Source organism: Rhizobium sp. 268, from assembly GCF_036571585.1.
GTDB lineage: Bacteria > Pseudomonadota > Alphaproteobacteria > Rhizobiales > Rhizobiaceae > Rhizobium > Rhizobium redzepovicii.
In genome coordinates, this window is the sequence record NZ_JAPPSO010000001.1 from 630,888 (window position 1) to 657,634 (window position 26,747).

General features: G+C 61.7%; 26 protein-coding genes. 11 read left to right on the forward strand and 15 right to left on the reverse strand.

The window, feature by feature from the left end:
- Positions 1 to 5: 5 nt before the first annotated feature.
- Entirely contained in the window at positions 6 to 740 is a 735-nt protein-coding gene (gene flgF, locus OS035_RS03255; protein ID WP_003588556.1) for a flagellar basal-body rod protein FlgF, read from the reverse strand.
- 254 nt (positions 741 to 994) lie between these two features.
- On the opposite strand from flgF, the gene motA reads away from it, so the two are divergent.
- From motA to OS035_RS03285, 6 genes are all read left to right on the forward strand, one after another.
- Positions 995 to 1,867, forward strand: a complete 873-nt coding sequence (motA, locus tag OS035_RS03260) for a flagellar motor stator protein MotA (protein WP_012556597.1) — start codon at positions 995 to 997, stop codon at positions 1,865 to 1,867.
- Positions 1,868 to 2,818 carry a FliM/FliN family flagellar motor switch protein gene (locus OS035_RS03265; protein ID WP_331813360.1) on the forward strand — a complete coding sequence of 317 codons (951 nt, stop codon included), beginning with the start codon at positions 1,868 to 1,870 and terminating at the stop codon, positions 2,816 to 2,818.
- A 65-nt stretch (positions 2,819 to 2,883) separates the two neighbouring features.
- Positions 2,884 to 3,471, forward strand: a complete 588-nt coding sequence (gene fliN / locus OS035_RS03270; RefSeq protein WP_097623868.1) for a flagellar motor switch protein FliN — start codon at positions 2,884 to 2,886, stop codon at positions 3,469 to 3,471.
- Positions 3,472 to 3,499: 28 nt separating this feature from the next.
- Positions 3,500 to 4,540 (forward strand): flagellar motor switch protein FliG, encoded by a 1,041-nt coding sequence (gene fliG / locus OS035_RS03275; RefSeq protein WP_097623867.1) that lies wholly within the window; start codon positions 3,500 to 3,502, stop codon positions 4,538 to 4,540.
- A gap of 232 nt (positions 4,541 to 4,772) precedes the next feature.
- Entirely contained in the window at positions 4,773 to 5,852 is a 1,080-nt protein-coding gene (gene flhB, locus OS035_RS03280; protein WP_054183728.1) for a flagellar biosynthesis protein FlhB, read from the forward strand.
- Positions 5,853 to 5,857: 5 nt separating this feature from the next.
- Positions 5,858 to 6,301 carry a hypothetical protein gene (locus tag OS035_RS03285; RefSeq protein WP_003588567.1) on the forward strand — a complete coding sequence of 148 codons (444 nt, stop codon included), beginning with the start codon at positions 5,858 to 5,860 and terminating at the stop codon, positions 6,299 to 6,301.
- Between the two features lie 52 nt (positions 6,302 to 6,353).
- On the opposite strand, the gene visR is transcribed toward OS035_RS03285, so the two are convergent.
- The 13 genes from visR to OS035_RS03350 all read right to left on the reverse strand — a co-directional run bounded on the left by visR (position 6,354) and on the right by OS035_RS03350 (position 18,420).
- Complete coding sequence (gene visR, locus OS035_RS03290) at positions 6,354 to 7,100, reverse strand: transcriptional regulator VisR (RefSeq protein WP_331813361.1); 747 nt, start codon at positions 7,098 to 7,100, stop codon at positions 6,354 to 6,356.
- Positions 7,101 to 7,108: 8 nt separating this feature from the next.
- Positions 7,109 to 7,855 carry a transcriptional regulator VisN gene (visN, locus tag OS035_RS03295; RefSeq protein WP_003584236.1) on the reverse strand — a complete coding sequence of 249 codons (747 nt, stop codon included), beginning with the start codon at positions 7,853 to 7,855 and terminating at the stop codon, positions 7,109 to 7,111.
- A gap of 341 nt (positions 7,856 to 8,196) precedes the next feature.
- Positions 8,197 to 9,888, reverse strand: a complete 1,692-nt coding sequence (gene fliF / locus OS035_RS03300) for a flagellar basal-body MS-ring/collar protein FliF (protein ID WP_003588571.1) — start codon at positions 9,886 to 9,888, stop codon at positions 8,197 to 8,199.
- 110 nt (positions 9,889 to 9,998) lie between these two features.
- Positions 9,999 to 10,388, reverse strand: a complete 390-nt coding sequence (gene cheT / locus OS035_RS03305; RefSeq protein WP_003588573.1) for a chemotaxis protein CheT — start codon at positions 10,386 to 10,388, stop codon at positions 9,999 to 10,001.
- Between the two features lie 16 nt (positions 10,389 to 10,404).
- Entirely contained in the window at positions 10,405 to 10,959 is a 555-nt protein-coding gene (gene cheD / locus OS035_RS03310; protein ID WP_003588575.1) for a chemoreceptor glutamine deamidase CheD, read from the reverse strand.
- The gene (locus tag OS035_RS03315) at positions 10,956 to 11,345 is read right to left on the reverse strand and encodes a response regulator (protein ID WP_003556488.1); all 390 of its coding nucleotides are present in this window, start codon (positions 11,343 to 11,345) and stop codon (positions 10,956 to 10,958) included. The genes cheD and OS035_RS03315 overlap by 4 nt, the downstream gene beginning before the upstream one ends.
- A gap of 1 nt (position 11,346) precedes the next feature.
- Complete coding sequence (gene cheB / locus OS035_RS03320) at positions 11,347 to 12,390, reverse strand: protein-glutamate O-methylesterase CheB (protein WP_131711073.1); 1,044 nt, start codon at positions 12,388 to 12,390, stop codon at positions 11,347 to 11,349.
- On the reverse strand, positions 12,387 to 13,295 hold the full coding sequence (gene cheR, locus OS035_RS03325; protein WP_097623865.1) for a protein-glutamate O-methyltransferase CheR: 909 nt from the start codon (positions 13,293 to 13,295) through the stop codon (positions 12,387 to 12,389). Before cheR ends, cheB begins: the two co-directional genes overlap by 4 nt.
- Complete coding sequence (locus OS035_RS03330; protein ID WP_088937874.1) at positions 13,292 to 13,759, reverse strand: chemotaxis protein CheW; 468 nt, start codon at positions 13,757 to 13,759, stop codon at positions 13,292 to 13,294. Before OS035_RS03330 ends, cheR begins: the two co-directional genes overlap by 4 nt.
- Before the next feature lie 4 nt (positions 13,760 to 13,763).
- Positions 13,764 to 16,052, reverse strand: coding sequence for a chemotaxis protein CheA (locus OS035_RS03335; protein WP_097623864.1), 2,289 nt, complete (start codon positions 16,050 to 16,052; stop codon positions 13,764 to 13,766).
- A 17-nt stretch (positions 16,053 to 16,069) separates the two neighbouring features.
- Positions 16,070 to 16,435 carry a chemotaxis response regulator CheY1 gene (cheY1, locus tag OS035_RS03340; protein WP_003570362.1) on the reverse strand — a complete coding sequence of 122 codons (366 nt, stop codon included), beginning with the start codon at positions 16,433 to 16,435 and terminating at the stop codon, positions 16,070 to 16,072.
- A complete protein-coding gene (locus tag OS035_RS03345) occupies positions 16,432 to 16,728 on the reverse strand; it encodes an STAS domain-containing protein (RefSeq protein ID WP_003588585.1) in 297 nt (98 codons plus the stop codon). The genes cheY1 and OS035_RS03345 overlap by 4 nt, the downstream gene beginning before the upstream one ends.
- Before the next feature lie 63 nt (positions 16,729 to 16,791).
- Complete coding sequence (locus OS035_RS03350; protein ID WP_331813362.1) at positions 16,792 to 18,420, reverse strand: globin-coupled sensor protein; 1,629 nt, start codon at positions 18,418 to 18,420, stop codon at positions 16,792 to 16,794.
- Positions 18,421 to 19,046: 626 nt separating this feature from the next.
- Between OS035_RS03350 and OS035_RS03355 the strand changes: the two genes are divergently transcribed.
- Positions 19,047 to 20,468 carry an ArnT family glycosyltransferase gene (locus tag OS035_RS03355; protein WP_097623862.1) on the forward strand — a complete coding sequence of 474 codons (1,422 nt, stop codon included), beginning with the start codon at positions 19,047 to 19,049 and terminating at the stop codon, positions 20,466 to 20,468.
- A 152-nt stretch (positions 20,469 to 20,620) separates the two neighbouring features.
- Here OS035_RS03355 and OS035_RS03360 read toward each other — a convergent pair whose 3' ends face one another.
- The gene (locus OS035_RS03360; RefSeq protein ID WP_183777205.1) at positions 20,621 to 20,920 is read right to left on the reverse strand and encodes a helix-turn-helix transcriptional regulator; all 300 of its coding nucleotides are present in this window, start codon (positions 20,918 to 20,920) and stop codon (positions 20,621 to 20,623) included.
- 34 nt (positions 20,921 to 20,954) lie between these two features.
- Between OS035_RS03360 and ybaL the strand changes: the two genes are divergently transcribed.
- The 4 genes from ybaL (at position 20,955) to OS035_RS03380 (ending at position 26,727) form a co-directional block, all read left to right on the forward strand.
- On the forward strand, positions 20,955 to 22,775 hold the full coding sequence (ybaL, locus tag OS035_RS03365) for a YbaL family putative K(+) efflux transporter (protein WP_097623861.1): 1,821 nt from the start codon (positions 20,955 to 20,957) through the stop codon (positions 22,773 to 22,775).
- A 54-nt stretch (positions 22,776 to 22,829) separates the two neighbouring features.
- The gene (locus tag OS035_RS03370) at positions 22,830 to 23,210 is read left to right on the forward strand and encodes a hypothetical protein (protein ID WP_097623860.1); all 381 of its coding nucleotides are present in this window, start codon (positions 22,830 to 22,832) and stop codon (positions 23,208 to 23,210) included.
- An 83-nt stretch (positions 23,211 to 23,293) separates the two neighbouring features.
- Positions 23,294 to 25,843: a protein translocase subunit SecD gene (gene secD, locus OS035_RS03375; RefSeq protein WP_097623859.1), complete on the forward strand. Its 2,550-nt coding sequence runs from the start codon at positions 23,294 to 23,296 to the stop codon at positions 25,841 to 25,843.
- 173 nt (positions 25,844 to 26,016) lie between these two features.
- Positions 26,017 to 26,727, forward strand: coding sequence for a sensor histidine kinase (locus OS035_RS03380; RefSeq protein WP_097623858.1), 711 nt, complete (start codon positions 26,017 to 26,019; stop codon positions 26,725 to 26,727).
- Positions 26,728 to 26,747: the final 20 nt, after the last annotated feature.

Genomic DNA, 26,747 nt, shown 5'->3' on the forward strand with positions numbered 1-26,747 from the left:
ATGCATTAGCGGCTACCCCCAAGCGTCTGGACGGCTTCCTTGAAGGAATCCTCGCTGTCGCGCATCAACGACGAGACGCTTTCGAAGGCGCGGTTGACTTCGATCAGCTGGGTAATCTCGCGCATGGCGTTGACGTTAGAGTTTTCGAGATAACCCTGCTCGACACCGACATTGAAGCGGTCGACGACGGCGCGCGGCTGGTCGGTGGTCATGATGCCGCTGTTTTCGTAGCGCAGATAACCCTTGCTGATATCGGCCTCGAACAGGCCGAGCGATCCGACCTGGCGGTCACCCTGATAGATGATGCCGTCGGTGCCGACGGCCGGCTCGCCGCCTTTGGAGTTGAGCTGGATCGGCGCGCCGCCGGCGTCGAGAACGGGATATCCGCGGATCGAAACCAGTTCGCCGGTATCCTTTAGGGTGAAGCGGCCGTCCCTCGTCAGCACGCGGCCAGCGGGCGTATCGAGCGAGAACCAGGCATCACCCTTGATGGCGAAATCAAGCATGTTGCCGGTGTGCTGCAGCTCGCCGTTTGACTCGTTCAGATAGTCATTGCCTTGGGAAACGAAGGCGACCTTGGTGTTCAGCTTGTTCTTGGTTGCCGCCACCATCTCGTCGAACTTCACCTCGGTGGCGCGAAAACCGGTCGTGTTCACGTTCGCCATGTTGTCTGCGATGGTGTTCAGGCGCTTTTCGAGAGCCATCTGCGACGACAGAGAAACATAAAGACCGGATTGCATGTCGGTAGGCTCCAAGCATTGGCGATGAACGGAACGAAAAACCGGGCGTCGTCTTATGAGGTTCGGCCGGGATTTCGCTGAGGCGGCATCTCAGAAACGGGTGCGGGCACCCATTCGTCTCCTTAAGACTGACGCCAGATGCTTGCGCGAAGCTGGCACGCGGAAATGCCTGGCGCGCGGCCCGTTCATCAGCCTCACGCAAGGCAGAAACCCTAACCGTCTTAGAGAAAAGTAACGTTCAGATTGGGCTGACGATGAATATCATTATCGGATTTATAGTGACTTGCGGCTGTGTCATCGGCAGCTTCATGGCAATGGGCGGCCACGTGGACGCGCTGTTCCAGCCCTTCGAATTCGTGATCATCGGCGGCGCCGGTCTCGGCAGCTTCATCATGGCGAACCCGATGAAGGTGGTGAAGGATTCCGGCAAAGCGCTCGGCGAAGCCTTCAAGCACGCCGTGCCGAAGGAACGCAATTATCTCGATACGCTCGGCGTGCTCTATTCCTTGATGCGCGACCTGCGCACCAAGTCGCGAAACGAAATCGAAGCCCATATCGACAATCCGGCAGAATCGACGATCTTCCAGTCGGCCCCCACCGTTCTGAAGAACAAGGAATTGACGGCCTTCATCTGCGACTATGTGCGCCTGATCATCATCGGCAACGCCCGCAGCCACGAAATCGAAGCGCTGATGGACGAAGAGCTCAACACCATCATGCACGACAAGATGAAGCCCTACCACGCGATCCAGATCATGGGCGATTCCTTCCCGGCGATCGGTATCGTCGCGGCGGTTCTCGGCGTCATCAAGGCGATGGCTCACATCAACGATTCGCCCGAAGTGCTCGGTCACCTGATCGGCTCGGCGCTGGTCGGCACCTTCCTCGGCATCCTCCTGTCCTACTGCGTCTGCTCGCCGCTGGTCTCCCAGATCAAGATCGTGCGCAACAAGCAGCACCGCCTCTACGTCATCGTCAAGCAGACGCTGCTTGCCTACATGAACGGCTCAGTTCCGCAGGTCGCTCTCGAATACGGCCGCAAGACGATCTCGGCTTACGAGCGTCCATCCATCGATGCGGTCGAACAGGAAATGATGAACCCAGGCGGCGAAAACAAGGCGGCTTAAATGACCATGAGCAATGCTTCGCACGACAAACCGGCAATGGATCCTGCCCTTCTCGCCAAGCTGACCGGCGGGCTCGGCGACAAAGGCAGGGTCGCCAAGATCTGCAGTTCCTTCGGGGAAGTCTACAGCGAATTCTTTCCCGACGTCATCAAGAGCGAGACCGGCCTCGACGTGACGGTCAATTATCTCGGCTGCGAGATCGGCTACAAGAACCACCTGATCGACGACCTGAACTCGAACGTCACGCTCGTCGACGTGACTCTGCGAAACTGGTCGCAGAACATCACGCTTGCCTGCGGCAACGGTTTCGTCATCACCCTGATGGAGCACCTGCTCGGCGCCACGGCCGATACGATCGAGGAGCCGGCCGACCGGCTGCTGTCGATCATCGAAATGGACCTGGCGGTGATGGTCTTCGACAAGATCGCCAAGGTGCTGCGCTCAGCCGTCAACGCGCCCGGCGGTTTCGAACCGAGCCTCTCGGTCCCGCACGCCCTTGAGATGCGCGCCCGGCCGCCGGAGGACCGCCCGGACGAATTCGCCGCCGCCATCAATATGTCGATCACGCTTGCCGGCATCGTGTCGGAAATTTCGCTGATGGTTCCGCAGACGGCGCTGCTGAAAACCAAAGTGACGCCGCCGAAGCCGAAGCGCCAGTCAGGCGGCAGCTCAGCGGAATGGACAGAACAGCTCGGCGATCAGGTCCGCCGCTCGCAGGTCACGCTCGAGGCCAAGATCAGGCTGCAGGACCTGACATTGCGCACGATCTCGAAGCTGATGGTCGGCGATGTCATTCCGTTCCGTGACCATGGCGACGTGCGCGTCGAGGTCAGCGCCAACAGCAAGGAATTGTATGTGTGCGAGTTCGGGCGTTCAGGCGAAAACTACATGGTCCGCGTCAAGGATACGATGAACTCGGATGACGAACTCATCCGTCATTTAATGAATTAATCGGTTCTCTGGCTTTCGGGCTGCAAAGGCAGTTTGAGGCAAGTTTCAACTGGAATAGTGATTTCATGGCTACGAAGAAAACACAGCAGAACAGCGACCTCTCCCTGGATATGCCGGGCAGCGAAGCGGATCTCGATCAGGCGATCGACGATCTGCGCGGCGTGCTGAAGCAGGATGCCGATGGCGACCTGCCGCAGTTTGGCGACGACCTGCAGAACGACGCCTTCGCAGCAGGAACCGATCTGGCGGCTTTCGGCGGCGAGATTTCGGACAGCCCGTTCGGCGGCGACGATTTCGGCGGCGATTTCGGTGCCGGCAATGCCGGCGCGGCTGCCGGCATGGATTTCGGCAGCAGCCCTTCCTTCGAGGCTTCGCCGGCTCCGCTCGGCAGCGCTTTGAATTCCAATTTCGAACTGATCATGGACATTCCGATCGATGTCCAGATCATGCTCGGCACCAGCCGCATGCAGGTCTCCGGCCTGATGAACCTCAATGAAGGGGCGACGATCGCCCTCGACAAGAAAATCGGCGAGCCGGTCGAGATCATGGTGAACGGCCGCAGGATTGCCCGCGGCGAGATTACGGTGCTTGATAACGACGACACCCGATTCGGTGTGAAACTGATAGAAGTTTTGAGTACGAAAAAAGCCTGATCCCTGTGTGGGACGGAGAGGTTAGACCATGATGGACTTTGACGATTTCGGCGGCGCGCTAGCCGGGAAACCGTTGACCCAGGCTGAAAAGGCGGCGGCTGTTCTTCTCGCTATGGGAAAGGGCGTCGCCGGCCGGCTGTTGAAATATTTCACCCAGGCCGAATTGCAGACCATTATCTCATCCGCCCAGTCGCTGCGCGCCATTCCGCCGGACGAACTCTTGATGCTCGTCTCCGAGTTCGAAGACCTCTTCACCGAGGGCGCCGGACTGATGGACAACGCCAAGGCGATCGAAGCCATTCTGGAAGAAGGCCTGACGCCCGACGAGGTCGACAGCCTGCTCGGCCGCCGCACGGCGTTCCAGGCCTACGAAACCTCGATCTGGGATCGCCTCAGCGAGGCGGAGCCGACATTCGTCGCCCAGTTCCTACTGCGCGAACATCCGCAGACCGTTGCCTATATTCTTTCGATGATGCCTTCCAACTTCGGCGCCAAGGTGCTGCTGCAGCTCCCCGACAACCGCCGCGCCGACATCATGAACCGAACCGTCAACATGAAGACCGTCAGCCCGAAGGCTGCGCAGATCATCGAGAACCAGGTGATGACGCTGCTTGCCGAGGTCGAGGCAGAGCGCAATGCCGCCGGCTCGACGAAGGTCGCCGATCTGATGAACGAGCTCGACAAGCCGCAGGTCGACACGCTGCTCACCTCGCTTGAATCGATCAGCCGCGAATCCGTCAACAAGGTCCGCCCGAAGATCTTCCTGTTCGAGGATCTCATGTACATGCCGCAGCGCAGCCGCGTCTTGCTGCTCAACGACATTTCGACGGATGTGCTGACCGTCTCGCTGCGCGGTTCGCCGCCCGAGATCCGCGAATCGGTTCTCTCCGCCATCAGCCCGCGCCAGCGCCGCATGATCGAATCGGATCTGCAGAGCGGCATGGGGGGCGTCAATCCGCGCGAGATCGCCATTGCCCGGCGCGCCGTGGCGCAGGAAGCGATTCGCCTGGCCAATTCAGGCCAGATCGAACTCAAGGAAAAGGAAGGCGACGCTTCGGCAGCCGCCTAATCCTGCGAGACTGTTGACAAATCCAGCCGCCCGCAAGGCGGCTGTTGATCGCCATGCCACAGGCGACTACCCTTCCAGCAATAGGCCGCGCTCTAAAGCGCGTCGCAGGGAACCCGGTTTCCGCGACGCGCTTTAGCTCTTTGTTTTGATGCATGTCGTCATCCAAAACCGCTGCACGTGTTTGGGCGACATGCATTAGCTGCGCTCTATATCTTTGACGGAGGGCCGCGACTTGGCAGATGATGACAAGGACAGCAAAACAGAAGCCCCGACCGCGAAAAAGCAAACCGACGCCGCCGAGAAAGGCAACGTGCCGTTTTCGCGCGAACTGTCGATCTTCGCGACCATCCTTGCCACCTATATCTACCTGGTGTTCTTCCTCCCCGACAGCGTCGGGCGCATGGCTGAAACGCTGCGCGACATCTTCGATCAGCCCGACCAATGGAAGATCGAGACGGGGCCTGACGTCCTTTCGCTGTTCGTCAAGCTCGGCTGGGCCACTGCGGCGCTGCTGGCGCCCGCTTTCATCCTGTTCATGGTGTTCGGCATCGCCTCCTCCATCTTCCAGAACCTGCCGACGCCGGTGCTCGAACGCATCCGGCCGCAGGCCTCGCGCATCTCTCCCGTCAAAGGCTGGGAACGGCTCTTCAGCCTGCCAGGCCTCATCGAGTTCGGAAAATCGCTGTTCAAGGTCGTCGTCGTCGGGGTCATCCTGTTTTTCGTGCTGAGGAGCGAATATTTCAGCTCGATCGACGCAATGTTCTCCGACCCGCAGACGATCCTGGTGCGGATCTCGACGGCGATGCGCAAGATCATCATCGTCGTGCTGATCGCCACCGCGATTGTGGCGATCGTCGATGTCTTCTGGACGCGTCATCACTGGTTCACCGAGCTGAAGATGACGCGGCACGAGATCAAGGAAGAAAATAAGCAGGCGCAGGGCGACCCCTTCGTCAAGGGCCGGCAGCGCTCGCTGATGCGCGACCGCGCACGCCGGCGTATGATTTCCAATGTGCACCGGGCGACGCTCGTCATCGCCAACCCGACGCACTATGCGGTGGCGCTGCGCTACGCGCGCGAAGAAAACGACGCGCCGGTGGTGCTGGCCAAGGGCCAGGACCTCATCGCGCTCAAAATCAGGGAGATTGCCGAGAAAAACGGCATCCCGGTGTTCGAGGATCCGCCACTTGCGCGCTCCATGTTTGCGCAAGTCTCGGTCGATACTGTCATCCCGTCAGTCTTCTATAAGGCCGTTGCGGAGCTGATCCACCGGGTTTACGCCGCAGACGCCAAGAACAAACGGGTAAGATAAGCCGAATGAAAAAATGCCCTCACTCTACCCAGCGTGAAAAAATCCTCGCAGTTGCGATCAGCCCGGTCGCCACGGAACTGCGCCTTCTGGATGCTTCTGACCTTATTTCGCTGCTGCGCTTCGAGTATTACGGCAATCTTTCCGATCTCGTCGCTTCGGCGGCAGAGCTTTTCTTTCATCCGGGCACTGTGAATTTCGGCCTCGGCGGCAACTATACGCTGGAGTGGGGCGGCAAGCCCGAAGTCGTTCTCGATCTGGAAATTAAGCCGCGCGGCGTCACCGTCTATGCGCAGCTGACGCTTGCCGAAGATCACGCCGGCATCGAGATCAACCATATCGCGTTCCAGGATCCCTCGGCCGATCCCGATGAAAACACCCGCTTCCTCGAAAAGAGCCTTCGAGAATCGCGCTACAGCGTCAGCCAGGCGCCGCGTGCGCTGGCCAGCTGATTTGTCATCGAGACATGAGAGCTTTCATCCGCTCAGCTGAGCTGAGTGGGGTTCAGCTGATATAGCCGAGCCGGATCGCCTTGGCGATCGCCTGGATGCGATTGACGGAATCGAGCTTGATCGTCGCCGAGCCGAGATAGGCGTTGACGGTATGCACCGACAGGCCGAGCTTGTTGGCAATCTCTTCGCTGATGCGGCCGTCGCCGGCAAGCTGGAGACAGGCGATCTCGCGTTCGCTGAGGGCTTCGGCGGCCGCCGTGCGGCGTTCGTCGAGCGAGAGCAGATCCATCATGATATGGCAGCAGCGACCGTGCAGCTCGACGATGGTATCACTCGAGGGATCGATCTCATCGCCGGTGAAAACGATAAAACCGTTGCCGACGGCGCCGAGCCGCACCGGAAAGGCAAGGCCGGAAAAGGGCACGATCCCATCCTGCAGCCGCGTCATGAACGGCGCGAAGTCGGCAGGACCGGGGGCGGCACGGTCGCAACCGCCGGCCCATGAGAGCGGCAACAACGACTTCTCGATATGCTCGAGAAGGACATCGCCATAGGCATCCGTGAAAGCCTTGCCGAAACCGGCATTGGAAGACCCCCAGTTTTCGAGCTCGCAGACAAGGCGCTGCTTTGCCGGAATACCCGAGCCGCTGACGCGGAAGATCGCGAAGCCGTGAGCATCGGCGAGTTTCTGCATGGCAATCAGCCGCGGAAAAAGATCGGACCGGCTGGAAATCCTGTTCACACGCACCATGCGCGACTGCTCGGCACTGCTCATCGTCCTGGCTGATGGATGCGCCATGGCTCCCCCTATACGAGATTGTTGCGGACGGCGAAGGCAATGGCCTCGGAGCGGGTCTTGGTCGCCGTCTTGCGCATCACGCTGGTAATGTAGTTGTTGATGGTATTGCGGGAGATGCCGAGGATCATCGCGATCTCGTCGCTCGTCTTGCCCTCGGCGATCCAGAACAGGCATTCGAGCTCGCGGTCGGTCAATTCGAAATCGCGATCGACCCTGGTACCGCCGCAGCGCAGGAAACTCGCGACGTAACCTGCAAGCAGGCCGACATCCCGCAGGCGCTCCGGCGACAGGATGAACCCCTCGCCGAACAGGAACATCAGGGCGAGCCGCGACCGGCCGACATTGAAGGTCACGGAGCAATATTGGCGGCTGGCGCCGTCCGGCACGTCGGCATTGTCAGGCATAAGAGCAAAATTCGGCTGGAAAACCTGCATGCATTTTTCCAGCTCCGTCGAACGGGCGTAGCCGCGAACCAGATCGTTGGCGATATCCCTGACCAGGTCAAAAGGCCAATCCGACGAGACGATGAAATCGAGGCCGCTTTCCTGGAGGAGATCGCAGCGCGCCAGAAGGTAGTGCGAAGCACCGACATACTCCGTCAGCGCGCGCAGACCGGACTGCAACCTGCCAGTGTTGGCGACACCGTGCAGGCGCTGGAGCAGTTGATCGCGCGGCAACAGATCCGGCACCACAGCGCTCGCAAAATTCGACATTTGCCTCTCGCCTTTGCTCGCCTGAATTACATCCATATCCATTGGCAATGTCCTGCGGCTGAGAAACGATCAAACTCGGTGCAACAGCAATTTTTCTATAAGGGATTCAATTCGAGTCCCGCTCGAATCCCATTTCGAATCACCCAAGGGTAAGCCAGCCGATGCAAATCACCATCTCCGACTTCTAGGGATTTACTTCCACTGCCGCGCATGCACTGATTCGATGATCAATTCCAGCCCTCAAGACAAGGAGAGGCTAAGGTGATTCTGGCTGTATCGCAACTTCATTCGCGTTTTACGCGAGTCCAGGATCAGACAACTATCCCTTTACAGAAACGACACTGGGCATCGAATGAAAAAAGGCCGGTTGCCCGGCCCTTTTCTTACGCTGCTTCGTCGATCGCCCATTTCCGGAGGATTTTCGCAGCGCGTTCCTCGTTGATCTCGACCATGCGGGACAGCTTGCGTTCCGGGCCTTCCTTGACGCGGCGGTTGAAGTTGCCGTCGTCGTCGCCGAGGCTGAGAAGATCCTCGGTGCTGTCGAAGCCGAAGTCGGATCCGAAACCGTCCATGAGGGCTCCTCCGGAAGCGCCGGCTGCCGGCGCGAAGTCCGGAAGCTCGAGGCCGGCCGCCTCCGGCGTGGCGTCGCCGAGAACCGAAGAGCTGCCGTTGCCGCTGACGCTGCGCACCAGAGGCCGCAGGCCCATCCAGACCACCACAAAGGCGACCGCGACAAAGGCTAGCGAGTTGATGATGCCGGCCAGGTTGCGGCTCAGCATATCCATGACGCGAACACCACCGGTGGCGTCTTCTAGCAGCTGGTTCTCGAGGAAGTCCATCGCCGTAACGGTGACGACGTCGCCGCGCTTGGCGTCGATGCCGGACGCCGAAGCAACGATCTTCTGCATTTCCGCAAGATAGGCGTCGATCTTGGCCTGGTCGGCCGGCTCGCCGACCATCTTGGCGATGCGGCCCTTATTGACCACGACGGCGATCGAAAGCTTCTCGACCTTGTAGCTGTTGCGGGTGGTCGCCGTCGTCCGGCTGTTGATTTCGTAGTTGGTCTGCTCTTCACGCTTGTCGGACTTATCCTGCGATTCCGGTCCGGCCGAACCACCGGCCTCGGGAGCTGCCTGCGGAATGTTCTGCTCGACCGTCGTCGCGCTGTCGGACTGCTTCTGCTGCGACTGCTGGGCTTCCTTGGTGGAGCGGACCGAGCGTTCGACCTTGGATTCGGGATCGTAGGTGGTTTCCTGGATCTGCTGGGCGTCGGTGTTGAGATCGGCGGTGACGCTGGAGCGGAAGTTGTCCATGCCGAGGAAGGGTGCGAGCGCCTTGTCGATGTTGGATTCGACTTCCTGTTGGACGTTCTGGACGATGTTGAGCGAGCGGTTCAGCGAGCTGTTGCTGGCTTCGTCGCCGGACGCGAGCAGCTGACCGGCCGAATCGAGGATGGTCACGTCATCGACGTCAAGCCCCGGCACGGCCGAGGCGACGAGGTGGCGGATCGAGGTCGCAGCACTGCGCCCGGTGGTGGCGCTGGCGCGAATCATGACGGAGGCGGTCGGCTTCTGCTCCGCCTTCCGGAAGTTTCCGACCTCCGGCATGACGATATGCACACGCGCGGCTGTTATGCCCGAGATCGACTGGATGGTGCGGGCGATTTCGCCTTCCAGCGCGCGAACCCGCGTCACCTCCTGCATGAAGGAGGTCAGGCCCAGCGAGCCGACATTGTCGAAGAGTTCGTAACCGGCATTGGCGCTGTTCGGCAGGCCGCGCTCGGCAAGCAACAGGCGGGCCTTGCCCGTCATCCCCGCGGGGACGCTGATGCTGGTGCCGTCCGTGCCGACCTGGAAATCGACGTTGGCTTCGGCAAGCGCCATGCTGATCTGGTTGAGATCGGGCGAATCCAGACCGACATACAAAGTTTCCTGTGCCGGCTTGTTGACGAAAAGAGCGGCCGCAAGGACGATTGCGATGGAGACGGCACCGACGCCTCCGAGAATCATCAGGCGTGTTCGGCCAAGGGAACCGAAGTTCTTAAAGATCTGAACTAATTGATTTAACAGATTCATTCTGTTCTCGCACGATTCGTCAAAGACAAAGCAGGCTTATTGCCTCATCTGACGAATAATCGGCGAAACTTGCGCGAGCGTTTCGTAAAGGGCGCGCAGCCCCTGAAGGGCTAGAAGAAATCGAAGTCGCCGGCTGCCTTGCTCAGGGGCTGGGAATGGCCGTGGCGCGTGGCGCCGCCCAATGCCTTCTGCATCTCCGCCAGCTTGACGAGGCTGAGCGCGGTCGCAACGTCGACGGCCCAGCCGTGCGGGATTTCGCCGGTGATGGTGTCGATGAACTCGGCAAGGCCGCGCGATTTCTGCACGGCGAGATCGATGCCCTGCATGACCTTCATGGCATCCGGCGAATTCAGAATTTCGGCGCCGCCGAGATCGAGAAGCTGCGGCTCGATGCGCTCGATGAGATAGGCAACGTCGTGCAGTTCGGAAACGATGCGCATCAGGATGTCGCTCAACGCTTCAACTGGCGCAGGCGGCTCCATGACCGAATTAAACGTCATATAAAAATCCTCGCCATCAAAAAAATTCGATACTGGTTTCGACGGGCTTCGGCGGAGCGGCGGGGCGCTGCTCGAGAGCAACGGTTCTCTGCGTTTCGGCGCCGGTCAGCGGGTATTGCCGGGCACGGCCGGAGACGGGCCAAAATTCAAGCTTGCGTCCATGATCTCCGCCTGTGGAGGAGCCGACCACCGGAATGCCTTCATCGCGCAGGAACTGCATGGCGAAGGCCGCGTTCTGCTCACCGACATTGGAGAATGTCGAGATCGTTTTCGCACCGCCGAAGATCTTGGCCTCCAGCCGGTCGCGCCGGGCGCCCTGCTTGAGGAGACCGTTGATCAGCAGCTCCATCAGATGCACGCCGTAGCGCGTCGCATCGCCGCCTGACGTCGGCGAGGTCGCCGAGCCCGGCAGCAAGAAGTGGTTCATGCCGCCGATACCGGCGACAGGGTCTCTGAGACACGCAGCCACGCACGAGCCGAGAATGGTCGAGAGGACCGCATTCGGATCGCTCAGAACCTTGTACTCGCCCTGAATGATGTGCACGCGGCGGGCTGCCCCCTCAGTCATCATTTCAAGGCTCCAAACACGGCTTCGATAGCCGCTTTCATCTTCTCGATCGTGAACGGCTTGGCGAGCACGTTGTTGGCGCCGAGCTGGGCTGCCTTCTGTACCAATGCGCGGTCGCCTTGGGCGGTGAGGATGATAAAGGCCGCCTTTTTGGTGTTCGGGTTGGTGCGCACGGCCTGAAGGAAGCCGATGCCATCCATCTTCGGCATGTTGAAGTCCGAGATCACCAGGTGGTGCGGTTGCTCGGCCATGATCTTCATGCCCTGCTCGCCGTCGCCTGCAGACGTGATCTGCTTGAAACCGAGCTGGGTCAGCGCGTCGCTGAGCAGCAACCGGCTCGTCACCTGATCGTCGACGATCAGAACTTTGATTTTCTCCGCGATCGACATTTTATTCGGTCCCTTCCTTTCGGGCGGCTGTCATTTTCAATATTTCTTCACCGATGGCAGACAGGGGCAACTGCTGCTCCACGGCGCCAAGTTCATGAGCAACCCTTGGCATTCCGTAAACGACACAGGTTTTTTCGTTCTGGCCGAGTGTTCTGGCGCCGGCGTGGCGCATTTTCAACAATCCGGCGGCGCCATCGCGGCCCATGCCGGTCAAGATCACGCCGACGGCGTTGCGGCCAGCCAGCTCGGCGACCGAATCGAATAGCACGTCCACCGATGGGCGGTGACCGTTGACCGGCGCCCGGTCGACGAGACGGCAGCACGGCGCCGAGGCGTTGCTGACCTGGAGATGACGCTCGCCGCCCGGCGCCAGATAGATCTTGCCGATTTCGAGGCGGGCACCATCGGTCGCTTCCTGCACCACCGGCGCACAGAGGCGGTTCAGGCGTTCGGCGAAGCTCTTGGTGAAGGTCGGCGGCATATGCTGGGTGATGACGGTCGGCGGGCAATTGGCCGGAAACTTCTGCAGCACGGCGATGAGCGCCTCGACGCCGCCTGTGGACGAGCCGATCGCGACGATCTTGCGGCCGACGCGGAAATCGGCGACGGCGGGCGGAGGTGCCGGGGCGGCCACCGGCTGGGAAAACTGGCGCTGCGTGCGGGCGGCTGCCTTGACCTTCTCGGCGAGATCGCCGAAGGGCCTGAGTTCGCCCGGCGCCGGCTTGCCGACGCAATCGAAGGCGCCTATCTCGAGCGCTGCAAGCGACGCCTCGGCGCCGCGATGGGTCATTGTCGATACCATGATGACGGGCATCGGACGCAGGGTCATGATCTTTTCGAGGAAATCGAGACCGTTCATGTTCGGCATCTCGATGTCGAGCGTCACGACGTCGGGGTTCAGCCGCTTGATGGCCTCGCGCGCTTCCAGCGCATCGCCGGCCTGGCCGATGACATTGACCTCGGGGTCGGAACTGAGGACGGCGGTGATCAGCCCCCGCATTGTCGGGGAGTCGTCAACGACGAGAACCCTTGCCGGAGCGCTCATGCCTTCCTCCCGAGACCTTTGGCCGTGTAGCGATAGGTTGTGATGCCGATATTGTCGAAGACGTGTTTCGCTTCGCCGGACACACGCTCGGAATGGCCGATATAAAGATGACCGCCCTCCGGCAGCAGGCCGGCGAAACGCTGCCAGATCTTCATCTGCGTCGGTTCATCGAAATAGATGACGACGTTGCGGCAGAAGATGACGTCGAACTTGCCCTTGAACGGCCATTGCGCCATCAGGTTCAGTTCGTTGTAGGTGATCAGCCGCTTGACGCGGTCATCGACCTGGAACTTTCTGCGGCCCTGGATCTCGACTTCGCTGAACCATTGCTTGCGCATGGCGGGCGAAACGGTTTCGAGCGCGTTTTCGTCATAGGCGCCAGCCCGGGCGATCGCCAGGATCTTCGGGTCGATGTCGGTTGCCAGGATCTTGAAGTCGTAATCGGCGACATTCGGCATCAGCGACAGCACGGTCAACGCGATCGAATAGGGCTCCTGCCCGTCCGAAGAGGCGGCCGACCAGATGCGCACCCTGCCGCCCGATTTCGCCCGCTGCAGAAGCTCCGGCAGGACATGGTCGCGCAGGTGGTCGAAATGATGGTTTTCGCGGAAGAAGCGGGTAAAATTGGTCGTCAGATGCGACAGCATCTCGCGGCGCGGCGCCGCACCCGCCGGCGAAGCGACGAGGTCGCAATATTCCCGGAAACCGGACAGGCCGAGATTGCGGATATGCTTCGACAGGCGCGAATAGACCAGAGACGCCTTCGTCTCGTTGAGGAAGATGCCGGCATCCGAATAGATCATCGCGGCGATCTCCGTGAGGTCGCGGCGCGTCAGCGGATATTCTCCGCTCGCCAGGACCTCGTCGGACCCCTGTCTCTGATCTTTTGCGCCCATTGCGTTCATGCGGCTTCGCTTTCGGTCTCGGGAAAGAGGGATTCGAGTTCGATCAGGCAGATCATGCGCTTTTCGATGGCAAGAATGCCGCGGGCAAATTGACGTTCGAGCTCGGAGGAAATCTCGGGCGTCGGCTGGATGGTTTCGTCGGTCACCGTCAGGATATCGGACACGGCGTCGACCAGGAGGCCGACCACCTTGCGCCGCACCTGGGCGACGATGATGACATGACGGGCCGTCGGATCGGCCGGCTTCATGCCGAGGCGGGCGGCAAGGTCGATGATCGGCAGCACCGCACCGCGCAGGTTGATGACACCGAGCATATAGCCAGGCGAGTGCGGCATCGCGGTCGCCGGGGTCCAGCCGCGGATCTCACGAACCGACATGATGTTCACGCAAAATTCCTGATCCCCGATGCGGAACGCGATCAGCTCGCGATCCCCTTCGTTCAGATTTTTTACGGCGTACGACATTCCCTTACCCTACCGCTGCTAACGACATTTCTGCTTTGAGCGACTGGCCGCGCGAGGCGCCGACAACCGCGTCGACATCGAGAATGAGAGCGACGCGCCCGTCACCGAGAATGGTGGCGGCGGCAATGCCCGGCACATGGGTGTAGTTGGCTTCCAGGCTCTTGATGACCACCTGGCGCTGGCCCTGGATGGCGTCGACCATCAGGGCGCGCTGGCCGCCGCCTTCGGATTCCACCAGAAGCGCCACGCCCTCGACCGGGTTGGCCTGGGTCGCGCGGAAGTTCAGGATGCGGCCGACATCGACCAGCGGGCAGAAGCTGTTGCGGATCGAGATCAGCCGGTGGTTCGCACCGAAGGAGTGGATCGCGGAGGCTTCCGGCTGCAAGGTTTCGACGATCGCGGTCAGCGGCACGACCAGCGTCTGGCCGGCGACGGTGACCACCATGCCGTCGAGGACGGCGAGCGTCAGCGGCAGGCTCATGGTGAAGACCGAGCCGTGGCCGGGCTTCGAGGTGATGTTGATACGGCCGCCGAGCGCCTGGATCGAACGCTTGACGACGTCCATGCCGACGCCGCGGCCGGAGATGTCGGAGATCTTGTCGGCCGTCGAGAAGCCCGGCAGGAAGATCAAGTTGTCGATTTCCTCGTCCGACAGGTTGGAATCGGCCGGGATGAGGTCGTTGTCGATCGCCTTCTGGCGGACCTTCTCGCGGTTGATGCCGGCGCCGTCGTCGGCAAGCTCGATCAGGATGCGTCCCGAACGGTGCTTGGCTGTCAGGCGAACCGTGCCTTCGGTGTTCTTGCCGGCGGCTGCGCGCTTTTCCGGCGTTTCGATGCCGTGGTCGACGGCATTGCGGATCATGTGGGTCAGCGGCTCGGCCAGCTTGTCGATAACCGTCTTGTCGACTTCGGTGTTTTCACCTTCGGTGATCAGACGGATCGACTTGCCGGTCATGTCGGCGATTTCGCGGACGATACGCGACATGCGCTGGAAGACCGGCTTCACCGGCTGGGCGCGGATCGCCATGACCGAGTCCTGGATCTCGCGGGTGAGCTGCTGCAGCTCTTCCAGGCCCATGTTGATCGAGGAGGTGCCAGTCGTGTCGTTCTCGATGACGCTCTGTGACAACATCGCCTGGTTGATGACCAGCTCGCCGACGAGGTTGATCAGGCGGTCGACACGGTCGAGATCGACGCGGATCGTCTGGCCGGCGCCGGCGGCATTGTTCTGGGCGGCAGCAGCACTTGCGGCGGCTGCTGCGGCGGCTGCCGATTCCTTCTTTTCGACGCGGGCGGCAGCGGCGGCCATCTGCGTGACGTTGGAAGCGGTCTCGGCGGCGGCAACGGCAGTGGCGGCCTCGGCTGCCGCAGTGCCGGAAACGTCTTCCGCAGCACCCGCTTCGTCCAGGATCGACAGATCGAAGGGAACCGGCACCATCGGCAGTTCGTCGTTGCTGGTCGCCTCAGCCCTTGCTTCCTCGACCGGCTTCACCGTCAGTTCGCAATCCCATTCGGCGAATTCGAAGACGGTGCGAATGGCGTCTTCGCCCTTGTCCGTCTTGATCGTGACGTTCCAGAAGAAATAAGCGCCTTCCGGATCGAGTTCATCGAGGCCCGGCAACTCATCGCTATTGCAATAGATGGTCATCTCGCCGAGGCGCGAGAGGTCGCGCAGTAGCAGCGTGGCGTCATTGCCCTTGGAATAGAGTTCGTAGCGCGGCTTGAAGATGACTTCATAGGCCGGCATGCCGGAGCCTGCATCGCCCTCGCCGCCAAAATCGTCGAAGGAAAAGGGGACCGGCTGGAAGCCGCTGTCGTCGGTCGGCTTGGGAGCCGGCGCCGGAGCGGCGGCGGGCTTTGCGGCGGCCTTGGGCGCCGGTGCCTCGGCCAATGCCGAGGGAGACGGCAATTCACCGTTGGCCAGCGCCTCGAGCTCCTTGACGAGACCGCGGCTGCGGCTTTCATCGACACTGCCGCCGTCGCGCGCAGCATTCGTCAGGTCGGCGAGCACGTCGGCCGACTTCAGCATCACCTTCAGGACGTCCTGGGTCGGCTCAAGCTTATTGGATCGAACGCAATCGAGAGTGGTCTCGAAAACATGGGCGAAGGCGACCAGATCATCAAGGCCGAAGGCGCCGGCGCCACCCTTGATCGAATGCACGGCGCGGAACACCGCATTGACGGTTTCCGGATCGCGATCGCCATCATTCATTTTCAGAAGACCGGATTCCAGCTCGGCGAGCTGTTCCTCGCACTCCTGGAAAAAGATCTCTTTGATTTCGTTCATATCCATAGGAGCAAATCCTGGGTTTAAGCGGTTACACGCTCAATGGCATCGATCAGCTTGGCCGGGTCGAAAGGCTTGACGATCCAGCCGGTGGCGCCAGCCTGGCGGGCGCGGTTCTTCTTTTCCGCGTCGCTTTCGGTGGTCAGGACCAGGATCGGGATCGCCCGATATTTCTCGTTGCGGCGGACACCTTCGATGAAGCCGAAGCCGTCGAGGCGCGGCATGTTGATGTCGGTCACGATGACGTCAGGATTGGACTCTTCGAGAACCTCAAGACCCTCGACGCCGTCTTCCGCCTGAATCGTCTCGAAGCCGGCATTGTTAAGCGTCACGAGAAGCATGTTTCGGATGGTGCGGGAATCATCCACGGTAAGAACTTTTTTCTTCATTGCCGAATCTCCTTGGCAAGCAGGTGATCAATATTGACGCCCACCAGCTGCATGGTTTTCTGAAATGCGTCGGACACCTTGGAAAAGGTGAATGGCTGCTTGTCCTGCTCCCAGGTCTTCTCGGCGGACATCAGAACCTGGGCGCACAGAGCACCGATCCGTTCAACGCCGGAAGCGTCGATCGACAGACCGCTGCCCCTGAGGGAGAGGAGTTTATCGCGCAAGGCGGAAGCCTCGTTGAGGTCGAGCACCGCTGTCAGATCCAGCGTCTTGCCACTCTTCTTTGCTACCATCAGCTTTTCCTTGTCCCCTTGTCCCCGGCTCGAGCGGACGAGCTGAGGCAATCATCCGATAGGTTAGTAAACATTCCGCCCACCTCCGACGCCTGCGAAAGGCTGCGGAAGGCTAAAATCATCATTTTCGTAGTCGTCCTCGGCCACTGCCGGACGGGCGGCGGCTTCGATGGCGCGCGGCGGCGTCCCACGAACCGGCGCCGGGCGCCCGGCATTGGCGTTTTCCCGGGCGATGCGGAATTCGCGAATCGTCTGGCCGAGCTCGACAATGACGGTATGGAGGTGGTCGGCGCCTTCGGCCGAGCGCTCCGCAAGGCCGGCGCTGCCTGCCACTTCGCCGCCCAGACCCTTGACGTCTGAAGTCACGCTATCCAGGCTCGCGGCATGTTCGCCGGTACGGGTGGCGATGCCGGCGATGGCGGCATTGATGTCGGTAACCTGGCGCACGATGCTGCCGATGGAATCCTGTGTGCGGCCGACCATCTGCACTCCGGCATCGACCTGCGATTTGGTCGTCGTCACCAGCGTCTTGATCTCGCGGGCGGCTTCGGCCGAACGCTGGGCGAGCGCGCGGACCTCCTGGGCGACGACGGCAAAACCGCGGCCGGAATCGCCGGCGCGGGCGGCCTCGATGCCGGCATTCAGCGCCAGCAGATTGGTCTGGAAAGCGATCTCGTCGATCGCGCCGATGATCTGGCCGATCTTTTCGGCCGACTGCTCGATATCGGCCATGGCGCTGATCGCGCGGCCGACGACCTCACCGCTTTCCTCGACGGCGGCGCGCGTCGAGGCGGCGGCCTGCTCGGCGGCGCGGCTGTCGGCGGCCCCGTCGCGAACGCTGGCGGCGATGCCGGCAAGCGCGGCGGCGGAAAGCTGCAGCCGGTCGGCTTGGCCGGACGCCGTGCCGGCGAACTGCCTGGACAGGCCGGCAAGCGAACCCGTCGCCGCTTCGGCCTTCAACGTGCGTTCGGTGATGGCAGTAAACTCTGCCTGGAGACCATCCAGTGCGCCGTTCAGCGCGGCGGCAGTCGCCGCATGGGCGCCGTCGACCGGCGCGCGCCGCGTCAGGTCGCGGGCGGAAAGGCCTTCGATGACATCGCCGAAGATCCTGACGATCTCGGCTTCGTTGTCGGCGCGCTGATCGGCGAGCGCACGGCTCTCGGCGGCGCGTTGAGCATTGAAGCGCAGCGAGACGGCAATTTCCACATCGACCATGACGAGGCGGATGATCGCCGTCATCAGATCGGAGATTTCGCGGGTGCGGCGCTTGGCCGACGGCAGCAGCGGACGGCCGGCAATTTCCTCGGCGAGACCGGAAACGACATGCTCCAGCATGACGCCGTGGCCGGCCACGTGCCAGCGCGGATCGAGGCCGATCTTGCTTTCGGTATCGGAGAGAACTTTGACGCGTTCGGCATAGAGGCTATCGAACCGTGCATCCGTCAGCACGTCCCAATGCGAGGACTGCAGATCATGCAGGCGCTCGACCTGGCGCTCGCTGTCGAAATTGCGCGCCGCGTCGGGGAAAGACTGGAACCTGTGGAAGAGATCTCTGAGGCCTGCCTTCAGATGCGCTTCGAGGGACGGCCGGTTGCGGCGCACCAGCTCGCACTGGTCGGCATCGAGGCCGGCAAAGCGCAGGCGGTCGCGCAAGCTGCCTGCCTGTGCTCCACGAGCCTGTTCTGATGGCATGTCCTGCCTCAACGCCTGTCCCCGACCCACTGTCCAGGCGAATGCCTGGTTAAAAACTTTCGCAGCATCCAGAGAACGCAAAGCCTCGAGACGGTTCTCACCACCGGTTACAACCGGCGGGTCGAAGCCCCCTGATCAGCTATGTTTCGGAGCTGTCTGAAGAGATGGATACCGGATCAACCCGGTACGGCGGGACGGCGTCATGCCTGGTGGGAACGAGTGCATCTTCCCATTCCGACGTGTAAACCAATGTTTATGGTTAATTCCTTGCTTGAAGGTTAATAAGCCCTTCGCATTGCCGGCTTTTGAAGCAATTCAAGGCCGCTTGCAGCAAATACTGCGGCGGAGTTGCACGGCTGCTACAAGGCACACGCAAGCTCCATGTTATAGGCCGGTCGATAACCAAGACATGACGTCGACAAGGACAGAGCAATGATTGTTCTCGGATTGGGTGCCTGCTTGATTGCAATGACGCTGCTTGCCGCCGTCGCCCGCCTCGATTCTCTCGCCGCAAACCGCGATATCAGCGCGCTTCGGGTTTTCTAAAACCCCTCCCTGCCCGTTGGCAGTCCGGCACCTTTGGTGTATCGCACTGGCGCCTTTCATGTCAGCGGAACACGTGGTTCATGTCCCCCAGATCTGGTCTTCTCATCGTTCTCGGCTTCACGCTCTGGCGCGTCGTCACGCTAGTTTTCGACCGGACGGACCTTTTCGTCGATGAGGCGCAGTACTGGTTCTGGGCGCAGAATCTTGATCTCGGCTATTATTCCAAGCCGCCGATGATCGCCTGGGTAATCCGGGCGATGACCGCGCTTTCCGGCTCCGACGCCATCTACTGGATCAGGCTCTCCGGGCCGCTCATCCACATGGCGGCGGCACTTGTTTTGATGAAGGTTGCAAAGCGTTTCGTCGGCCCGGAGATCGAAGGCTGGACGGGCGCCGCCTATATTACCCTCCCGGGTGTGGCGCTTTCTTCGGTGTTTTTCTCGACCGATGTCATCCTGCTGTTCTTCATCGCGATCACCCTGCTTGCCTATTTCAGCCTGACACAGCGGCGCTCGGTCGGGCTGGCGCTGGTCATGGGCCTCGGCGTCGGCCTCGCCTTCCTGACGAAATATGCGGTGCTGTTCGTTGTTCCGGGCGGCGCGCTTGCCCTCCTCCTCATTCCGGCGGCGCGCATCGCCATCCGGGATTTCATCGTCGCGGTTGCGGTCGCGGCGGTCGTCGCCCTGCCCAACCTCTGGTGGAACCTGCAGCACAACAATACGACGGTGCGGCATACGCAGGATATCGCCCATTGGAGCGATCTCGGCATCAATCTCCGTCGCGGGCTTGAATTCTTCTCCGCCCAGTTCGGCGTCGTCGGGCCGATCATCTTCTTTGCGATGCTTTGGGCGGTCTATCGGATGATCAGGGGCAGGAGCGACGACCGGGAAAAGATGCTGGTCTGGCTGTCGATGCCGGTGGTGGTGCTGATCACGCTGCAGGCAACGGTCGCCAAGGCCTATGCCAACTGGGCCGTGACCGCCTATGTCGCCGGCACCATCCTCGCCGTCTGGCTGCTTTACCGGATGTGGCCGAAGGGCCTGCGGCTGTCGCTCGGCATCAACGGCATCGCCAGCCTGCTCTTTCCGCTGGCGACGATCTTTCCGCAGCAGTTGCTGCTGCCGAACGGCGACGAAGTGATGAAGCGCTATCTCGGCCGCGCCGAGGTCAGCCGCGAGACCGCCGCACTCGCGGCTCAGGCCGGCACCGACATCATCGTCACCGACGATCGCGACATGGTCGCCGATCTTTTCTACACGCTGCGCGATGCGCCCTACAGAATCTATGCACGGGCGCCCGCCGGCCTTCCGGAGAGCTATTACGAACAGGAATTCGCGTTGCCGGCCGACATCCCCGGAAAGGTGCTTTACCTGACGATCGGGCCCTTCAGCTGCGCCTCCGAGACGCCCGAGGTGCTGAAGAACTGGCAGCCGACCGAGGGCTATTACAAGGGCAAGTCGCTCTCCGTCTACAAGGTCGCCGCAGCCTGCCTGGCACCCTGAGCCAATCGATTCCGATTTAAAGCCTGTCGCGCAAACCCGTGCCGCGGTTTTCCCAGGCAAAGCGCGAAGCGCCTTTGCCGCAACGACATGCGTAAAAACGAACAGCTAAAGCGCAAGGAGCGAATCTGAAAATCGCGACGCGCTTTAGGAAATTATGCCGTGGGCAGGCAGAGGCCGGTGCCCGCCCCTTCGATCTCGACGAATCTGACGCCGCCTTCCTCGAAGGCGAGGCGCAGCTGCGCCTCCGTCGCGCGGTGGATGTCGTGGTGGCGCCCCTCATAATCGCGGATGGTGCTGCGGGAGACGGCCGCCCTTTCGGCAAGATCGGTCTGGGTCCAGTCGAGCAGGCCGCGCGCCGCCCGGCAGAGAGCCGGGGTCAGAATTGTTTCCCTTGCGCCTTGACCCATGATTACAACTTGCCCATATTGGTCGATATAAACCATATATGTCACATTATAAACGGGATTTCCAGATCGGGAGACAGCAATGCCGCACGATACGCCCTTGATTTCGACAATCGTCGGCGGCCTCGTGCTGGCTTTCATCTTCGGCGCGTTTGCCCATCGGCTGCGCATGCCGCCGCTGGTGGGCTATCTGATTGCCGGCGTTCTGGTAGGCCCGCATACGCCGGGTTATGTGGCGGATCAGAGCCTGGCTCCGGAGCTTGCCGAAATCGGCGTCATCCTGCTGATGTTCGGCGTCGGGCTGCATTTCTCGCTCAAGGACTTGCTGTCGGTGCGCGGCATCGCCGTGCCCGGCGCGATCGCCCAGATCGCCTTTGCGACACTGCTCGGCTGGGGGCTCGGTGCCTTCTTGGGCTGGCCGACCGGCGGCAGCCTGGTCTTCGGCCTGGCGCTTTCGGTCGCTTCCACAGTGGTGCTGTTGAAAGCGCTGCAGGAGCGGCGCCTGGTCGAGACGGAGCGCGGCAGGATCGCCGTCGGTTGGCTGATTGTCGAGGATCTCGCCATGGTGCTGGCGCTGGTGCTGATCCCGGCCGCAGCCAGCATCGGCGGTGAGGGTCACGCGCCGGTCGAGCCGCTCTCGGCCGGACTGAACCGGCTGTTCGGGCTCGATCTCGGCATCGGCGGCATGATCGCCATGACGCTGGTGAAAGTGGCGCTGTTCGTGGCGCTGATGCTGGTCTTCGGCCGCAAGCTCATTCCCTGGACGATGCACCGCATCGCCCATACCGGGTCGCGCGAGCTCTTCCGGCTCGGCGTGCTGGCGATCGCGCTCGGCGTCGCTTTCGGCGCGGCCAAGCTTTTCGGCGTGTCGCTGGCGCTCGGCGCTTTCTTTGCCGGCATGGTGCTTGCCGAAAGCGAACTCAGCCATCGCGCCGCCCAGGAAAGCCTGCCGCTGCGTGACGCCTTCGCCGTGCTCTTCTTCGTCTCGGTCGGCATGTTGTTCGATCCGAACATCCTGATCGACAGGCCGCTGCCGATCCTCGCCACCATCTTCATCATCGTCATCGGCAAATCCGTCGCCGCCCTGCTGATCGTGCTCACCTTCAAGAAGCCGCTCGGCACGGCGCTGACGATTTCGGCCAGCCTTGGCCAGATCGGCGAATTCTCCTTCATTCTCGCCGCCCTCGGCGTCGAACTCGGGCTGCTGCCGGAGGAAGGCCGCGATCTGATCCTGGCCGGCGCCATCATCTCGATCATCCTCAATCCGCTGCTGTTCTTCCTCTGCGACCGCATGCGGCCGATGCTAGAAGGCGCAAAAAGAGAGGAAGCCGCGGTGGAATCCGCCCCCTCCGCGGATGCGGCGGTCGCTCATGAAGAGGTGCAGCCCGAAGACGACGAGGTGCACCCGACTGCTCTCCGCGGCCACGCCATTCTCGTCGGCTACGGGCGGGTCGGCAGCATCGTCGGACAGAATCTCAAATCGTCAGCCACACCTTTTCTCGTCATCGAGGATTCCGACAAGCGCATCGGCGAGCTGAGGGCGCAAGGGGTCGAAACCCTGATGGGCAATGCGGTGATGCGGGAAACCCTCGACCTCGCCAATCTTTCCGGCGCCCGCAGCATCGCCATCGCCATCCCGAACGCCTTCGAGGCCTGCCGCATTGCCGAGCAGGCGCGGAGCGTCAATCCGTCGATCCTCATCGTCGCCCGCGCCCATTCCGATGCCGAGGTCGATGAATTGAAGCACTATGGCGCCGACACCGTCATCATGGGCGAGCGTGAAATCGCGCTTGGCATGGTTGACCGGCTCGCTCAAGTGCATCATGACAGTGTGCCCTATGAAGACGGGCATGGGCCTGATACAATTATTGCGGCGGATGAGCCTCCGCCGCCAAAAGAATGAGAGATTGGCGCGCTTTTGAGCCGATACGGGAGTGACATCGCCGGGACGGAGAAGGTGGAGCTGGATCAGCACCATCTGACCAGCCGTGTCGCCGCTTCCCTGCTTGTCGCCATCCTTGCCTATATCGGCCTGCTCGTCGGCGGCAATCTGGTCATTTCGCCGGCTGCCGCCGTCAATACGCTTTCCTCTTCCGGCCGGGATACACAGCCGCCGCAGCTGACCGCGCGCGATGCCGTGCGTGGCGTGCTTGCCACCGAGCGCCGGCTTGCGCCGAAGCAGGCGGCCCATGACGGCGGATCGCCCATGCTTGCCGCTGCCCCGGATGTCGATCTCGCCGGCTGGACCATTGCAGCCGCCTTTCCGGCATTTGATGCTCCGCGTCATGCCGCGATCTCCAGGACCCATCAACCGCGCGGACCGCCGGTCGCTGCCTGACGTTTGCGCCGAGGCGCTTCCGACATCTGACGACATGCCGCCAGCGCCCGAGCGCCGGCCCTCGATTATCTAAGGAATACAACATGCGTACTTCACCATGGCTGGTGTTCACCTATACGGTGATCATCCTGATCGGCCTATTGATCGCCCTGCCTAACGTCCTGCCGCAATCTGTCCTTCAGCGCGTGCCGGCATGGCTGCCGCATGAACAGGTGTCGCTCGGTCTCGACCTTCGCGGCGGCTCGCATCTCGTTCTGGAAGTCGACGAGGCGGATCTGACCAAGGAGCGGCTGCAATCGCTGCTTCAGGATGCGCGTCGCGTGCTGCGCGAAAAGGGCATCCAGCCGAAGGCCGTCGTCCGCAGCCAGAACCAAATCGTCGTGACGCTGACCGATGCCACGCAGAGCGATGCTGCCGTCACCGACCTCAAGACGCTCGCCAACCCGATCAGCACCGGCCTCAGCGCCGGCCAGTCGGATCTTGATGTCATAGCGAACGGAGCGACCATTACCATCGGCTTCTCCAAGGCCGGCATCTCCGCCAATGTCGACAACGCCGTCCAGCAGAGCCTTGAAGTCATCCGCCAGCGCGTCGACCAGGTCGGCGTTTCCGAGCCGACCATTCAGCGCATCGGCGCCAATCGCGTGCTCGTGCAGCTGCCGGGCGCACAGGATCCGACGCGGCTGCGCCAGCTTCTCGGCTCCACGGCGAAGATGTCGTTCCATATGCTGTCGCCGAACAACCAGCCCGGCCCCGGCGTGACCATGCTGAAGGACGATGAAGGCCGGACCTATCCGGTGCTTGACCGCGTCGAACTCTCCGGCGACCGGCTTTCCGACGCCCGCGTCAGCTTCGACCCGAACACGCATGAGCCGATCGTCAGCTTCCGCTTCGACAGCGCCGGCGCCAGCCGTTTTGCCGATATCACCCGTCAGAATGTCGGCAATCCCTTCGCTATCGTCCTCGACGACAAGGTGCTGAGCGCGCCCGTCATCCGCGAGCCGATCACCGGCGGTTCCGGCCAGATCTCCGGCAACTTCTCGGCCGACAGCGCAACGACGCTTGCCGCCATGCTGCGCGCCGGCGCCCTGCCCGCCAAGCTGACGGTCATCGAGGAACGCACCGTCGGCGCCGACCTCGGCGCCGATGCCATCAAGATGGGTATTTATTCCGGCATCGTCGGCTTTATCCTCGTTGCAGTCTTCATTTTCGTTCTCTATGGCACCTGGGGCGTGCTGGCGAATATCGCGCTGCTGATCCACACGATCCTGACCTTCTCGGCCCTGACGCTGGTCGGTGCGACGCTGACGCTGCCGGGCATTGCCGGTATCGTTCTCGGCATCGGCCTTGCGGTCGATGCGAACGTCCTCATCAACGAGCGTATTCGTGAAGAGACCCGCAAGGGCAAGGGCGCCTTCGCCGCCATCGATACCGGCTTCAATCGTGCCTATTCGACGATCATCGACGGCAATATGACGGCCCTGATCGCCGCGGCCATCCTGTTCTTTTTCGGTTCCGGCCCGGTTCGCGGCTTTGCCGTGACCATGGCGCTCGGCCTGATCATCTCGATGTTCACCTCGGTCGCCTTCGTTCGCGTTGCGATGATCGAGATCACCCGCCGTCGGAAGTTCAAGGTGCTGAATATCCGGCCGTTGATCCCGTTCAGCCCTTATGACAAGCACATCGAGTTCATGAAGGCACGCTTCTTCGGCGTCACCGTGTCGGCGCTGCTTTCGATCGCCTCCGTCGTGCTCTTCATTCACCCCGGCCTCAACTACGGCGTCGATTTCCGCGGCGGCATCCAGATGTCCGTCAAGACCCAAGGGGTCGCCGATCTGGCAAAGTTCCGCGAAGGTCTTGATAGTCTCGGCCTCGGCGAAATCACGCTGCAGTCCTTCGGCGACAAAAGCAGCATTCTGGTTCGCGCCCAGCGGCAGGAAGGCGGCGAAGAGGCGCAGACGGCAGCGGTGACCAAGCTGAAGGCCGAAGTCGCCAAGATCGATCCGACCGCCACCGTCGAAGGCACGGATGTCATCGGGCCGAAGGTCAGCGGCGAGCTTGCCTGGGCCGGCATCCTGTCGGTGGTGATCGCCAGCCTCGCGATGCTCATCTATATCTGGGTGCGGTTCGAATGGCCGTTTGCCGTCGGCGCCATCGTCACGCTGGTGCTCGACGTCACCAAGGCGATCGGCTTCTTTGCGATCACCGGCCTCGACTTCAACCTGACGGCCATCGCCGCCATCCTGACGCTCGTCGGTTACTCGGTGAACGACAAGGTCGTCGTCTATGACCGCATGCGTGAAAACATGCGGCTCTACAAGTCGATGCCGCTGCGCGAGATCATCGACAAGTCGATCAACGAGACCCTGGCACGAAGCCTCTACACCAATGCGACGGCCTTCCTCGCCCTGGTGCCGATGGCGATCTGGGGCGGCAGCGCCGTCTCGAGCTTCGCAATCCCGATGGTCTTCGGCATTCTCGTGGCCGGCGCCTCGTCGATCTTCATCGCGGCACCGATCCTGCTCTTCCTCGGCGACTGGCGCCGCCGCCATGCCAAGGCGGCAGCGGCAACCGATGGCGCCGTCGAAATCATCCCGCCGGAACAGGGCCGCCCGCGCAAGTCGGCGAGCTAAAATCCGCCTGTTAACACATCCTTGAAGAGGGCGCCGGTTGCAGAGCCGGCGCCCTCTTTCTATTGTCGATGACTGCAAGGATAAAATCCTGCAGCGATTCAAAGGATTACCGCGCCCGTGGCGCGTCTGATAGGATGTGGGGCGCTAGCAGCAGAGATCGGGGAAACCGCCAAATGTCATCAAACCCGACGAGACGACCGGAAGTGGACGATAGCAGCGAGGAGCGCATCAAGCGTTTTCTCGCAACCGCCTCGCACGATTTGCAATCGCCGCTGCGCCATATCGCCATGTATGCCGAACTGCTGCTCGACGATCTCGAGGGAACGCTCGACGGCGAACAGCTTCAGAGCCTCCGGATGATCATGGAAAAGGCGCAAGCCGCGCAGCGCCTGACCAAGGCATTGATGAGCCTTGCCGGTGGAGCACCTCAGGTGACGCCCGAAGAGGTCGATCTGCAGGCGCTGGCCGAAAATGTCTGGGGCGAACTGACCGATGAAACCGCGGTTTCCGATGCGACACTGGAAAGCCAGGGTCTGCCCTCGCTCCGGAGCGATCCCGCCCTGCTCGGCCTAGTGCTGCGGCATCTGCTGATCAATGCGCTGACCTATCGCAGCGAAGCGCCGCTTCATGTGGTCATCAGCGCGGAGCGGGAGGTGGCGAATTGGTTCATCCGGATTTCCGACAATGGGGCGGGCATTGATCCGGCCTATCGGGAGCGGATCTTCGAGCCGTTCTGGAAATTGCCGAAGGCGGGAACGGTGCCGGGCGCCGGCCTCGGACTGACGACGGCGCGAGAGTTTCTGGCAGCGCTTGGCGGCGATCTCAGCCTCGAACATTCGGATCAAAGCGGCAGCCGCTTCCTCATCCGCCTTCCGGTCGCCTGAGCTTAAAGCGCGCCGCGTCA